The 14,946-nt window shown below is 41.8% G+C and carries 9 protein-coding genes; 5 read left to right on the top strand and 4 right to left on the bottom strand.

Annotated elements, in window-relative coordinates:
• The first annotated feature begins 27 nt into the window (after positions 1-27).
• Complete coding sequence (locus IAG46_RS16175; RefSeq protein ID WP_190811442.1) at positions 28-7,314, top strand: Fic family protein; 7,287 nt, start codon at positions 28-30, stop codon at positions 7,312-7,314.
• 447 nt (positions 7,315-7,761) lie between these two features.
• Here IAG46_RS16175 and IAG46_RS16180 read toward each other — a convergent pair whose 3' ends face one another.
• Positions 7,762-8,202, bottom strand: coding sequence for a hypothetical protein (locus tag IAG46_RS16180; RefSeq protein WP_190811443.1), 441 nt, complete (start codon positions 8,200-8,202; stop codon positions 7,762-7,764).
• A gap of 87 nt (positions 8,203-8,289) precedes the next feature.
• Here IAG46_RS16180 and IAG46_RS16185 point away from each other — a divergent pair, with 87 nt between their 5' ends.
• From IAG46_RS16185 to IAG46_RS16200, 4 genes are all read left to right on the top strand, one after another.
• Positions 8,290-8,493: a hypothetical protein gene (locus IAG46_RS16185; protein WP_190811444.1), complete on the top strand. Its 204-nt coding sequence runs from the start codon at positions 8,290-8,292 to the stop codon at positions 8,491-8,493.
• A 325-nt stretch (positions 8,494-8,818) separates the two neighbouring features.
• Positions 8,819-9,382 carry a Crp/Fnr family transcriptional regulator gene (locus tag IAG46_RS16190; RefSeq protein ID WP_190811445.1) on the top strand — a complete coding sequence of 188 codons (564 nt, stop codon included), beginning with the start codon at positions 8,819-8,821 and terminating at the stop codon, positions 9,380-9,382.
• Positions 9,383-9,456: 74 nt separating this feature from the next.
• Entirely contained in the window at positions 9,457-9,822 is a 366-nt protein-coding gene (locus IAG46_RS16195; RefSeq protein ID WP_190811446.1) for a luciferase family protein, read from the top strand.
• Positions 9,819-10,682 carry an alpha/beta fold hydrolase gene (locus IAG46_RS16200; RefSeq protein WP_190811447.1) on the top strand — a complete coding sequence of 288 codons (864 nt, stop codon included), beginning with the start codon at positions 9,819-9,821 and terminating at the stop codon, positions 10,680-10,682. Before IAG46_RS16195 ends, IAG46_RS16200 begins: the two co-directional genes overlap by 4 nt.
• A 180-nt stretch (positions 10,683-10,862) precedes the next feature.
• Here IAG46_RS16200 and IAG46_RS16205 read toward each other — a convergent pair whose 3' ends face one another.
• The 3 genes from IAG46_RS16205 to IAG46_RS16215 are packed head-to-tail and all read right to left on the bottom strand — an operon-like array spanning position 10,863 to position 14,849.
• Complete coding sequence (locus tag IAG46_RS16205) at positions 10,863-13,319, bottom strand: carboxypeptidase-like regulatory domain-containing protein (RefSeq protein ID WP_223826737.1); 2,457 nt, start codon at positions 13,317-13,319, stop codon at positions 10,863-10,865.
• Positions 13,320-13,365: 46 nt separating this feature from the next.
• Entirely contained in the window at positions 13,366-14,277 is a 912-nt protein-coding gene (locus IAG46_RS16210; RefSeq protein ID WP_190811449.1) for a FecR family protein, read from the bottom strand.
• A gap of 47 nt (positions 14,278-14,324) precedes the next feature.
• Entirely contained in the window at positions 14,325-14,849 is a 525-nt protein-coding gene (locus IAG46_RS16215) for an RNA polymerase sigma factor (RefSeq protein WP_190811450.1), read from the bottom strand.
• Positions 14,850-14,946 lie beyond the last annotated feature (97 nt).

Below are 14,946 nucleotides of genomic sequence, written 5' to 3' on the forward strand. Positions count from 1 at the left end.
CATTGTAATCCTGCAATACCTTTTGAGATGAAACTAAAGTCCAATTCCAAGTTTACACAAATTCCGAAGCCACTGACTCCTGCTTCTCAAATGAAGTATAAAAGTTATGGAATTAAAGGCCTTTTAAATCAAATTGGCAGACAACAGTTGCTAGTTGAAAAAAATCTCACAAAACCATCTAAATGGGAAGGCGATTTACGCTCAAATTCGCACCATGAGCCATTGGAACGCCAAAAAGTGATTACCACCTTTAATGAACTTCCTGATCTGATAAGTGAGAAGAAAAATTTCGAGCTAGACAAGCGCTTTTTTTTAGAGATTCATCAGAAAGGCATTGGGTCAGGTGAATTCAGAAAAGTTGCAATACGAGTGGGCAAGCACCGATGCTTTCCTGAAGCAGAAGAAGTGGAAGCTCTGGTTGAAGATGCCATCCGTGAGTCTCAGAAAAGTAAGGCACATCCGGTTGTCATTGCTTCCCGGTTATTAAGAGAACTATTACTGATTCATCCTTTTACTCAAGGAAATGGGCGTTCGGCTCGGCTCCTTGCAAGTGCATACCTAATGAAATTAGGATTTCGAAGCACTTTATTTACCTGCTTTGAGCAGCACTACAACCATTCTATTGTTCCTTATTTTAAAAGATTCAATTGTACCGCTCTTCCTGAGGACAGACAAAAATGGTTATTACATTCGCTATTGGCGATACTCTACAGAACGCATCACCTCTATTGGTTTCGACAAAGGCTGGAGGTGTTTGCAGAAGCCCTGAGTTCCAAAGGGGTTTCTAAACCTTCCCTGGAGAAGCGCCTTATTGGGTTTGACCTTCAGGACAAGCCAGGCAGTCCGGTTACAAATGGCATTGGAAACCTCCGTCAGCTAGTGAATACCACTGAGCTAAAAGACCTGAAGGCCCTTCACTATCAGTTAAAAAGAATAGGAAAAGAAGAAGAGAAAGAACCAAATCACAAAACTGATTTTTGGAATTATGAGCGAGAGGTTGAAAATTTCCTGGAGCAACATATTGAAGAGCATTCAGAAACCGATGAAGAGCTAGAAGAAGGGTTTGGAATCCCCTTAGACCAAAGACCTCAGGAAAATTGGCCAAGGGAAACGAATGTGGAGACGGATGATTCCCAAGTGGAGACAGATGATTCCCAGGTGGAAACAGAGGGTACCGATATCGATTCGGAAACGGAGAGCGATACAGATACCGAAACCGATACAGATACCGAAACCGATACAGATACGGATACCTGCACAAACTCAGAGACCTGCACGAACTCAGAGACCTGCACAGACTCAGAGACCTGCACAGACTCGGATACTAATACAGACACAGATACGGAAACAGAACATTGTAAGGTGACACTAGATGGGCCTCCAGAGCTCTGTGCATGCCCGGTCAATCCTTCAAGTGAAGTGGACGATGATGATGATAATAATGCCGACGACAATGGCGTGGTGCCTGCAGAAGACTGTACACGTACATATACGGCCAATGGTAACGGCCCGGGCACCTATATCTTCAACGTTATTGGTAGTCAATTAGACATTGTAAGTATTGTCAATAATAAACTTACGGTACGAGGTGTTGAGTTAGGCTGGGGAATCATCAAGGTAAAATTTACACATCAGAACGGAAAGACCTGTGATGATCAAATGCGAGTGTTAGTAAAAGGGGTAGTACTAAGAGCAGAAAATCAGGAGACTGGCTTGTCGTTGCGACCCAAGTTCGAGGAACCGATTGCAGTTTGGCAACACCATCCTATTTTCGCTATTGACACTCCAAGCCTTCAGCATCAAGCTGCTGAAGGAAATGTTGTTCAGCTCACCGCTACTGCGAATGGGACCAATGTAATAGACAAGTTATGCGACTATTCATTGAAAATAACAGGGAGGGTCCTCGACCCCACCAATAAACTTAACGATCAATCGCAACCCGAGGCCCATGTGAGTACTGATAATTCTTCAGCTACCCTGGATGTTACTGAAGACATGAAATTCGAACTGAGCTTGGTTCTTAGAGGAACGGGTAACCACCTTATAGAGTGCTCGGTCGTCAATGGAATTGGTTATCTGGGAAGTATTCGCATCCGAGCACAAATTTTTACGGGTCAAAGATCCAAACAAGCCGCCAATCAATTACGTACTGCAGCGACCTCGTATCACACATCACGTCAACAAAGTCAGCAAAATTTTGCTGCCCTAAGAGACATTGCCATCAGTGGGCAGGACAATAGGGAGAAAGCACTTGTAGAAGCGCAAGAAAATTATTCCAAGACCTTATCGGAAGCCTACGCCAAACCGGAAAACTGGTTGGCTCCTGAAATGGCAGCTGAAGGGCGAATCGAAGTAGATCAGGTCGGAGGTTTGAAAGCTGCGCAGGGTATCCTGTACAAAATTATAGGTGTCGGTTATGGAGCAGATGAGGCAATCGTGGGTGACTCATGCCCTCCGCACAATCCTGGAAATGGAAGAAGCGAAGAAATTCCTATGATTCAGGTTGCCGGTACTAATATCGTCTACCAATCAGATCCAAGACATCGAATCGCCTTTGTCAAACTGGGGCCCTATAGTGCAGGGATGGCCCCACCATATTTTAAGAATGACGAAATAGTACCCATATTGGTTCAGGGTCCGGATAAGAAGGTCGGTGTTACTTTTGACAATTGCACAGGTTGTGGAAGAACCTACGGTTTGGAAATAGACGAGGTTGAAAGTGCTCGAATAGGTGCTATTGCCTACCAATATGGAGAAGGAATAGAGTCTTCAAAATTGGCGCTTCTCGCGAAACCTATCCCGAAAAAAATAAACGGAATCCTTCCTGAAATTCATTGGCAAATCCATACGGCTCCACCAGGAAGTCAGATGGGACTGGAAGGGGGTACGGACGGAGCGGTTACTTTTGAGAGCGGTTACATCGGAAACTATCTGTTGAAACCCTACTGTACCTATGGAGAGGTTCCGGAAACTGAAGACAGCTCAAATAATGCCACCCAAATAGAATTTGACCTCTCTATATACGGAGCACAAAAATCTTTGTTGTTACCCGATGCCTACCAGGGTGAAGATGTTGAGCAGGGCAAGGAAAAGCTGGGCGAAAGGGTAATTACCAATATAGGTGCAGAATCGGATACAGAAATTCAAACAGGCGTGCAAACAAGTGTTGCGCTGCATGTTCATCCTTTGGACCCTAAAGTATTGCACAGTATCGAAACAAGGTTTAGCTGGAGAAGTCTTGGAGCGGGCAGGCTGGATGTTCCAAACACAGATCGGGTGTACTCCAACTTCAGCTTTGCAACGCTTAATTATCCAAAGACTGGAAGCATTCAGGTTTCAAGTAAGCTTGAAGAGCTTATTCTGGATGGAGAAGAAATAGAACTTGGAGCTGAGTTATCCTCTGAACTCAAAAGCCCTGTAGTAACTGTTAAACCCGGTTCACCCGCAAAATTTGTTTTGCATGGTCGCATGCTACATCGACCAGGATCATCCTGGGATGAAATAAAATTAACCTCGATTGATCCTATAAGAAGGCCAGATTTGTCTGCCACTATCGATCCATTTCCTGAATCGCTTCAACCTTCAACCAGTTACATGGAAATCATAGAGCTCAGATTGCAGGTTCTGGATGCTATGAACAGGCCCGTTGAAGATGGTACTGTAGTTGGTTTTAACCTCCTAGGAGGAGGAGAAATAGGTGATGTAAGAGGTAAACCGGTAGATGAGATTACAGGAGGATATGCCTATAAACAAATGCGTGCTTCTTTTGATCCCCGAACACAATTATTATTAATGAGCTGTGGCGAACATCAAGAATGGTTTGGAACGCAATCCCAATTGGTCGATTTACAGATGAGGCTTCACAATGGCGTTGCGCCTAATACAGCGACCACTGTAGACTCAGACAACGAAGGGCGTTCCCATGTTCTAGTAAGTCCAACCATAAATGGTCACCCCCTACCTGACGGGACGAAAGTAAATTGGAGCATTACCGATGGATCAGTCCAGGATCCAGATTTAGGGCATTTTGCCAAAACTGCAATTACCAAGATCCAGGGCGGAACAGCTCGAGTTGGGATTTCCTCTAATTTCTACTCACCTGACGGCAGCAGAAATTATTTCAGAACCGCGGCCACAGGCAAATTCAAAATTAGTGCAACCATTGGAGCGAAGAGTACATTCAAAGAGTTCGAGTTCTCACGTTATCCGGTTCAAAGAGTGCCTAAAGTGGTATTACCGCACAGTGGATTGCTCAAGCAATCTGATCTTTCATGGGTTGCCGTGAATGGATCTTCTGCTCAGGGAAGGGCATTGTATACCCCAATTAAAGTGGAGGGAGCCACAAACTCAACGGTATACGTGGATATCAATCAGGATAGGTATTTAGAAGAAATTATTCAATTCGATTTCCAGGGAAATCATGCTGAGTTTAATTCGAACGCTCAAAGTATTCATTATACGCGTGCCGCTAATATCAAGGTAAGTAGCTCAAGTTCAGGCGTCCAAACTACCGGAATAGCAGCTGGTGGACCTACTAGCGTTTTGCGACTGGAGGAAGCTTTTTTATTTGCTGATGTTCTTGAATCAGGACCCATCTATGGACTTACCAATTTTGAGTTCGACATGCTGTTCGCTCCTGCAGGCCGACTCGATATACCCACGGGAATTTCCGATACATTCATACTGGTAGAGGGAGGTCCAAGAACACAAAGGCAGTTTGGCAATTGGACAGTTAAATTACGTTACGATGCGACCCTGGGCGGTACAACCGGCAATTGGATAGAGTTTAAGTACTATGCAAGAGGTTGTGTGAACCGAGGAACGGTAGATGAAAGCATTATTGTCCCTTGGATATCTACCACAGGTTGGACGAGAATTAAATGTAGAGTAAAAGGTCATTTATATGGATCTCCAAACGGTATTGACCCCAACGCAGGTGTCTCTCCAGGTGAAGCAGGAAGTACCGCCAGTGTCAATGATAAGAAGGGATATGTTGAGTTGGAATTGACTGCCACTAATATTAGTACAGGGCAATCCAACTCAGGTACTGTGGCTAGTAGTAATTTTAACTGGATCCCGGGCAAGATACAGTATTTTGAGGTTTATGGATCACTGAGAAACGATCTGGATATCGGTCAAATCATTCTGCGCGCAGAATTGAATCAAAACTACAATATCGATCAAATGGGTGATGGTAGTGTGAGCGGATCGGCCGGTACGATGCCCTTGGATTCGGGCCGGACTCCCGAAGGAAACGCATTCAAGACTATTCCCAGTGCCCCTCAAAACAATCAGACCCTTAACAATCGTCCGAATTTTGATAAATCCATACAGTATTACGGTCGGATTTCGGCAAGTTACTGTATTAGTGGTGTATATGTTGAGCGCGTGGATTTGGCGGTGCTCAACGGAACCGGATTAAAGGCGTATGACGGTGTTTTGGAGTTCATAAGTGGCTTTATTGCAGGTGAAGAAGATAGTATTTCCGGTATTGCCGGTGATGTAGTCGCGGGCTTCCTGGTTTGGGGAGATGTGCGCGATATAGGAAAGAACTTAGCATATTTTGCTGCTAAGGGAGGTAAGGACCCTGATTGGCTGAACTTCTCGGTAGCAATACTCGGATTATTGGCAGACATCGGAGAATTTGTCACCGCAGGAGCGGCAACACCTGCAAACATCATAGTGGGTGTTTTGAAACCTGTTATTAGGATGATTAAGAAGATGGCAGATCTTGACAACCCGCACCTAAGAAGGCTGTTGCAAAATATAGGAGCGGTGCTTTCCCGAGAAATGATGGTTATCCTTGTCCAATGGAGAAAGGTCAGAGCAGCCCAAATTTCTTTGGCCGTATCTCCTTTATTCGAGGCAATGTACACTTATTTTTCAGCAGGAATTCAAGATAGGGACATTAAACATTTGAACGCTTTTGGCAAGCGGCTTGAAACTATTCTTGAGGCCAGTCTACAGACAGCGCTCTTAGCATTGGCGCCTATTCCACCATTTGCACCATTAGCCGCGGCGGCCACGGGTAGGAATATGGTCGTTTGGTTTAACAATTGGCAGACAGATATGACCCCAGCCCACCAACCCGGAACTACAATCCAGGAAGAAGTGCTGGCCGTACAAAGGATTGCAGATCACGTAATGCGCAAAATGCAAAACCTAATGATGTTTTTCAACAACCAGGTAGACAATTCAGATGCTTTTATAGCCCTGTTAAAATGGTTAGCCCACGTTGATATGGGTCACTTACATGCTGGAGCCGCCTTGGATGCACTACGTGGCAAGTGGTTAGAAGATGCGCGAAAACTCGACGCTGCAGTTCAGGCAGGGACTCAAGAACCCTTTGGTATTAAGTCTAAGGATTGGATTAAGGCTGTGCCGGAGGCGACATCTCCTAATGCCCTGGCCAGATCCATTGTGGCTATTGCCGAGAAGCTAAAGCGAACACCAGGGAATGGTTTAGAAAAACTACCTTCGATGTATGCTATGAGAGGCCTTTCCGGTCATCTTGCATACCTGGGCCTATTCAGAACGATGGAGCTCGTACATCGTCTGGGGGGAGGTGAGTTCGCCGACGGTAATTTATTGGAGAAGGTCCTTCAGCAAATGAATTCAGCCTTCCTAGCGGCCATTCATCATACGGATCATGCAAGACACCGCGAAGTGGTGCGGAGATTTTTGTTACCGATAACCGGAGGAAATTTGGCAAAAGGAACCACAGATACCGGACCTCATGGAACCCTTTTTGAATTAGAAATATTACACGACCTATTCGGTGAAATGAGAAGGGCTTCCCGGCAGAATCAAATTACATTGTCGCCCGGAGTAAGTGTACCCGGTAGTAGACGGCTTTTAGGTGCAGATATGGATTTCGATTTTGTAGAACCGGTATTGAAAATCCCAAAGGGAAAATGGATCGCAGAAATGAAGGCATATTTTCCAACTTCCCAGAATATATCAAAACGTGCGGATACCATAGAAATTCAGTTTCTCAACCGTGTTCAACAAGCCATTACTCAAGGTAAGCCTCTAAACTTTGCTTACTTCTTTAAGGGAGAATATCACGAAGAATTCATTGAAGCCTTAAAAAGGATTTCTTATATAAAGAAAATACCTATGGTATTCAAGATATTCGAAAGGCCAACTACTGAGTTTCCCATAACTGGTACTGTAGCGAACAGGTTTGATGATCTTGACTCAACCAGAGTGATTCGCCTACATGTAGAGCATATGGATGAACCTCAGCAGCTTTTGTCTGTTACCAATCGAGTTCCGAAATGGTTAAGAGACCTTAATAAGGATGGTTCTTAGAATAAAATATGATTTCCCCGAACTTTAAACACATTGCCTAAAATTTCAGGCTTTAATTGAAAAGGCCTAATCGGAAAATCGACGCTTGGTTTAATAATTTCTTCCAGCTCGGTTATATCAGAATAGGTTCTAATTAGCCAGCCTTGCCCATTTGGTTTGTCATATGGTATTGCCTTTGAATCGATGAATAATGTTATCAGTGCAATGTCCTTTAAGTTCTCCGGAACTTCCGGCAATAGAGTTAAGTTTAGCTGACAAATCGGAATCATGTGTTCTCCATCGGATTTGGGCCAAGTCTCGTCCCCTTTTTAACCGTTACATTACCAATCCAAGAAGCAGTTAACGAATCCTCTGGTCGAAAACCCCCAACTTAAAACTTCAATGTACACTTCTTGATTTTATTTTCAAATTCACTTTTCATCATCGTTTATTTGAACTTAGATTGTTTTAGAACTTTGTTTGCATATAGTCATATTTAATTACCTCTTCTAGATCATCATCAAAACTATCGTCAAATTTGAAAGAATAAACAATCCATTTATCGTTTGCCTTATAAAACTCGAAAGTAAATCTAAAAGGCTGTCTTTCGTATTTGGCCAAATATATATAGGTCAAGAAACTCTGCCCAAGTTTTCCTTTGTATAAGAACTCTTCCCCAAAATATTCTCCAACCAATTCTTCATATTGTTTCAGTTGGCTTTTTAATCGTTTCACAGAATCTCCCTCACTGTCTATCCATTTTGTGTTGCTATAAATGTAATCCACTGCTTTGGAAGTGTCTTTTTGATAAATCTCAAAAAAATTATCGAGTATCTCTTTTTCACTTTCTTGACTAAAAATTTGATTTGATGATAATACTGAGAGCAAGACAATAATTAATATTCCCATAATTTTAATTTGTTTGTATCGTTTAACTATGGTTATGATATACCCGATATAAGGTCTTTTTTAGATGCCAACTTCAATAAACCTACCATGTTGCAAAGAACGATTAAACCTGAGGAAGAGTGTCTTTTCTATGTCATTATGCTCATGCATTTTCCAGAGCAAAGTGGCTCTGTACGAGCCGGACTTTTCTTAAAAGAACAAGACCTTTTTTATAGATTTACTGTAAATCCACTTGATTCTGAAATAATCCCCTGCGGAAAGATTGCTTTTAAAAATGATGCTGGTAATTAACGTGGTTCAATTTTCTCATTTATTGTTGTTCAAATATTTTGCTGATGAATAAATTTAAAAGAAAATTGAGAAATAAGAAGCCAGCTCACTACAATGCATAAACAATCATTGCTCTAATTCGGTCGCTACGCTTTCTATGTTGGACGTTACCTTTATTTTTTTTATGGTTCAGTAAAAAGAACCTTTTTCGGAGCTTTTAATCCTTTAGGTAAGTAGTAATTAATCCCAGATTATCTTGCACTTTCTTTTGACCACATTGAATATATATTGAATAATTAAAAGTTTATATTGGGCATAAAAATCACTGACATAGCTCTAAACGAAGATGGAGAAACTGAGATCTTTTTTAAAAAAATATATCCCACAATCTGATGTAGAGGACCTCATTGGCTCGTTCCACAAAGTCCGAAAACTCAAAAAGAGGACATACTTATTAAAGCCCGGCCAAGATTGTTCATTTCTGGCATTTGTTAAAAAAGGCACCTTTAGGGTGTTTTTTTATGATGGGGAAGGAACCGAGGTTACCGTGTGGTTCTCTTGGGAAGGTATGATGATAGGAGACCTGTTGGCCTTCTACAAGCAATCCAGGGCCATTTTCTATGTGCAGGCCGTGGAAGATGCAGAAATCTCAATTGTTAACGGTAAAGAACTGGAAAGGCAATATGCCAGCAACCCTGAATATTTGGAGTTTGGTCGAAGATATGCGGAGCACGTATCGATCAACGTAATGGAAAGGATGCTTTCCCTTCAAACCAAATCAGCGGAAGAACGGTATTTGGAACTTTTGGCAAACCCCGGTTACATGAAAAATATTCCATTAAAGTACATTGCCTCGTACTTGGGTATTACAGATACCTCATTGAGTAGGATAAGAAAAAATATCTCCTAAGACCGATTTCTTGCCATTTGGCAAGAAAAACCAATCGTACATTGATCATTTTTGTGTCATAAAAATGGCACACAATGAAGAACTCCCTTTCACACTACTTTTTTTGGAGTTTGAACTATTCTTTTTTACCGCCAAGGTTAGGAGTATTCCAAAAGATTGATTCAGAAATATCAGCGCTTCATGGCATCACAAAGGGCAGGCATCTGTTCGGTTCGATAGAATGGAGGTATAAAAACAGGCCTATTGGCCATATCCATGGAAATACTATTGTGGATATTCTGTTCCCCAAGGAAACCAAGAACCTATTGATTCAGCAAGGAAGGGTCCAACGGCATAAATACATAAAGAGTGGTATTTCCCTGCACATTAAATCACAAAGCGACGTTATGCTCGCCATTGATCTGCTGAAAAAGTCTTATCAAATAATAAAGGAAAAATGAATTCATACAACGCAAAACTCTACCCGTTCAAAAGCAAATGGATGGACATAGATGGCAACAAGATCCACTATATTGACGAAGGGCAAGGCACAACGATCCTATTTAGCCATCCTCCTTTGGGGTCCTCTTTTATGTATCGTGAATTCATTAAATATTTGAGGTCAAAATATAGGTGTATAGCGATCGATTACCCAGGTTTTGGACTTTCCAAGGCAAATTGGGATTACAAGGTGGGGGTAGAGCAACAAAGTATTATTTTGGACAGTTTTCTCCAAAGATTAAATCTTACCGATATCTATGTAGTTGGCCATGATACCGGAGGGCCCTCTGCATTCAAAGTTGCCATAGATCGTCCGGATATCTTTAAGGGCCTTATTCTTACCGATACCGTTATCTATCCAATTAGTGAGTACTCCAAACTGGCAATAATGCTTGATATTGTAGGAAGCGGATTCTTTGGTTGGCTAAACGCAAGAACCAATTTTTTAGTAAGGGCTACATTCAGATATGGAATTAGGACAAGAAAATTGTCCAACGCGGAAAGGGGCCAATATTTATCAATGTTCAATACCAATGCCAAACGTACGAGAATTACACAAATGTTATTTGATCTTAAACAAAATGAGGCATTCATGAAAAAGGTAAAATTAGGTTTTGAAACCGTTTTGAACCTTAAGCCCACACTCATGGTGTATGGCTCCAAAGATCCTGTAAGAGAGCTTGGAATTGTCGACAGAATCTGCAAGTTATTACCCAATTCAGAACTACATTTAATCTCAAACGAAGGACACTTCCCGCATGAGGGACAACCAATTAAAATGAGCCAACTCATTGAGGATTGGATTTCAAAACAAGGATGAATGTTATTCACTCAATCCAGTTTTGAGGCAAGAGTGAAAGATCTAATTGATTTTGGTCAATTACGAAACCTACATTTAAACTGTATTACCAGATAGAAATTATACACAGGTTTTTCTAGACTTTAATTGCCCATTTTTAGGTCAAGTCAAGTTTAATGGTAGCCTTAGTGGTTAATTAAATCAGTTGAATAAAAGTCTCAAACTTGCATTGGGGGTGATCCCTAAGGACTGCTGAAGAATTTGTTGGGCATCGTTTTGTGGGTTTACCCTAAAAAAAGTATTTATGGGATTCGCGCGATTCAGTAGGTTCCAAATGGAAATTCCTGTTCGCAGGCTGGTCTTTTTTCCGATTTTGGCCTTATAGATAGCAGAGAAATCCAATCGCAAGTAGTCATCCAGTTCATCCGAATTGGCTTTCCAATAATTGATATCTCCGTTAACGATTTCATCCCCTGCAACCGTAGGGGTAAACGGTTTTCCTGTCCGCCAATTGGCCCCAAGCGCTAGGTTCAATTTTGACGTTGAAAAGGTTATGCCCGAAGTAAGGGAGTGGGTCGTATCAAAATTGCTTCTAAATTCAACTTCAGTCAACTCTTCAAAATTGTAAGTGCTGTTCAAATACCCATAACTCAACCACAAGTTCCATTTTTGCAACTGCTTTCTAAGAAGAAAATCAAGTCCAAAAGCATCATATTTTCCGGATGTTCGAACGAATTCAAAACTATCTAGAAAACCTTGGCTCTGCGTAATGATGCCGTTAACTTCCTTGTAGAATCCTACGGCATTGACCAGCCAACCCGATTCTTGATAGCTCAGCCCCAAGGAACCCTGTTTACTCTGTATTACAGGAATGTCCAGATTGTTGGAAAGTTGCCATCGTCTTTTTTCGACACCTAGAAAATCGTTCTGAAAGTTGATAATTTGTGAGGTGTTTTGATGCTTGAACTCCCCCAAAACCTCCAGATTAAAGTGACTCAAAAACCGCTGGTTGAAACTCAATCGGGGTTCCCAAAGCTTCCTATTGAATTTATCCAGATAGTTAAAACGGACCCCTGCGTTCAGGGATGTGTTTCCATTTGTACTGGACCAGTCAACCTCTGTGAAAATCCCGTGGGTCCTAAGTACCTCGCCCTCCAATCGACGAAAAATCGGGTCGTCAACATCGTCCAGATTGGTGACCTTGGTTTCCACAAAGTGATAGCCACTGCGCAAAACCAGATTCTCGTATAATTCATTCTGTGCTGTGAAGCGTGCACCTGTTTCAGAAATGATATTCTCCTGTAGAAAACGCTGATTTTCTAATACGTTCGCGTTTATGGCCCTCAACTTATAATCAGTTTCGTAGACATCAATATAAGTCTCAAATCTGTCGTTCCATTTTCGTTCGTAGTAAATACCGCCTGCAATACTGGTTTGATCAAGACTGCTTTCCCGGACCTCTTCCCTGTTGGCGATAACGGCACTTTCGTTGAAAACGACTTCGTTGGCGGTATGTATAAAGTTCAGTCTCAAAAAATCCTTATCACTGGGTCTATACAAGAACCGCAAGGAGACATCATAGAAATCAAATTCGATATCCGAGTTGGTGACCAGAGCATCGTTGGATTCAATCTCTGTGTCTTGGGCAATACGGTCAAAATATTCAGAATAGGTTGGGGTCTCAAAAAAATCGCTTATCGCCTTTCTCGCCCCTACCTGAACGGATATATTTTCTCTTATCGGTGCATCTATGAAACCATTCACATCGATTAGATTGATGCCCAGACTTCCCTTGAAACTTAGATTGATGTTCTTATCAGTGCTCATGGCAATAGTTCCTGAAACTCCATCAGTGAATGCCGGAGATGTGCCATTTTTTTGCAAGGCTACCGTTTGGGTGATTTGGGGATTGTACATGGAAATCAATCCGAAGAAATGACCGGATTGGTACATTTTGATATTATCCCAAAGAATCAGGTTCTGATCGTTACTGCCTCCTCTAATATTGATATTCGAAACCGTTTCATCAATACTGGTTATACCTGGTAATGCCTGAACCGACTGAAGTACGTCTTTCTCTACAAGTCCGGGTAAAATTGAAAATTGGTCAAAATCCAATTGAAAGGAGCCGTTGTCCAGTTTATCCATCCCCCGAATCAAATAATGGGACAGTACTATTTCTGGTAATTTTTGCTGTTCCGATACCATATGGATAATCCCACAGTTGGCGGTATTGAAAAAACGTGCTTCCCTTCGAATCGTCCTATGCCCGATATGCCGGATAAGAACTATTTGGGAAGAATCATCGATGGATAATTCAAAAAAACCTTCTTCGTTGGTAACGGTACCCTTGCCATCGAACTGCACCGTAGTATAGGACAGTGGCTCATTAGTGTCCTTATCGCGAATGTAGCCGCAAAGCACTGTTGATTTTGCTTTAATGGAAACTACATTATCAGAAAGAAAGACAAAATCAAGTCCGGTACTTTCCCTTAAAAAGTTAATGACATCCCTCAAATTGGTAAAATCGTCAGTGGTCTTGACCACTATGTCCTCAATCAAATCGGAGGCATAATTGAAGTGAACCTCGAAACGATCTTGAAGCTCTTTTAAAATGGTGGTAAGTGGTTTATTTCCAGGGATTTCCTGTGCCGTCAACGGCAAACAGATTAGTATGGTTAAGAGAAAAAATAAAAAAGATAGTCTACTTTTCACGTGGCTTCACCCTGACTTTTTTGTTTTCCAAAATGACATAGTCCAAATCCAACGGGACCGTAATCGATTTCAGGGCGTTATCCAAATTGTCGTGCACAAATCCACCTGTAAACAAGCGTTTACCGTCTACTTTTTCCAAAGTGACCTTCAACCCGTATTGTCTTTCCAATTCTGAAAATACTTGGGATATGGCAACCCTTTGGAAATCACTGACGTTTTTCGTCCATTGGGGAATCGAATAGGTGTTTTTGCCCTGTTCTATTTCCCCGTTGAACCAGCGTATATTGTCCCCCTGATTAAGTATCGTTTCGCGCTGTTCTGAAGTGACCCTGACGGTACCTTCAAAACATTTTACCTCGAAAAAACTTCCCCTCTGTTTTACATTGAACTCTGTTCCCAAAACCGTGACCTCTCCCTTCGGTGTGCTGACCACAAACTGTTTTCCCTTGGCCACATCAAAAAAGGCTTCTCCTTCCAATGTTATCGTCCTATTGTCGTTCCATTTCTTTTCGTTATAAGCAATTTCAGATAGCGCATTTACCGAAACTATGGAATTATCGGGAAGCTCTATGGTAGTCTTTTGCCCAAATTGGGTCTCAACACGGGTCAAATTTTCATAAATAAGGAAATAGTATGCAACGAGCCCTACAATAAAAACACTAGCGATCCGCATAAGGGGCCAAACCCAATTTAATTTTCTAACAGGGGTCTTATGAGCATCAAGAGCTTTTTTAAAGTCCACGTATGCTCCGGCATTTGAGAATTGTGAGGCACTGAAATTCTTGGCATCATCTGCAATACCCTTCAAAAAAGCTACATCTTCAAGCGACTCAAATGCCTTTTCTTCCTCGGGAGTCAGCTCCCCGGCAAGCCATTTTTGTATCAAGTAATCCCTGTCCATTCGCATCTTACTTTATTATAGAACAACTGAGTTGCCCTTTTTCCTGATTATTTTATGTTAAAACCTTTCAGTTCCGCCTTTAGCACTTTAAAAGCTGAGTAGATTCGATACTCCACGACCTTTCTTGTAACCCCCAATAATTCTGCTATTTCCCCATGTTTTTTGCCTTCCGCTTTATTTAAAAGAAAGGCGGTTCGCTGCTCCTCGGTCAAGCTTGCAAGCACTTCCTGGTATTTTTTAAAGTACTCCTCTTTTTCCAAAAGAAACTCAGGCGACTCATGGGTCACTTCACTGGGCTTTTCGTTTTGGTACTTTAATACCACTTTTTGGTGCTTGACCTCGTTCAGCATCAAATTATTGGCAACTGTATATAAAAAGGACTTCGCCTTTGTGGGAGTCACCTTTTTGCAATTTTCCCAAAGTTTAATGAATGCCTCTTGTGTTTTATCAGTGGGATCATGTCTTTCTCCATACTTATAATAGAGGTAGTCGTGCAAGCCTTCGGCCAATCGTTCATAGATTCCCTTGAATATGGAATCCTCGCAAATATCCGTATGCAAATCTTTCTTCAAACTGTTCGGTTGGGTTCAGGCTAAAAGTAAACAAATAAAATTCTTTGGTTTTTTTCAGGAGTTTTTGGGTTTGGGTTGTTTTAGTATTGAATACAGC

Origin of the sequence: Flagellimonas sp. S3867 (assembly GCF_014698935.1) — a bacterium.
Lineage (GTDB): Bacteria > Bacteroidota > Bacteroidia > Flavobacteriales > Flavobacteriaceae > Flagellimonas.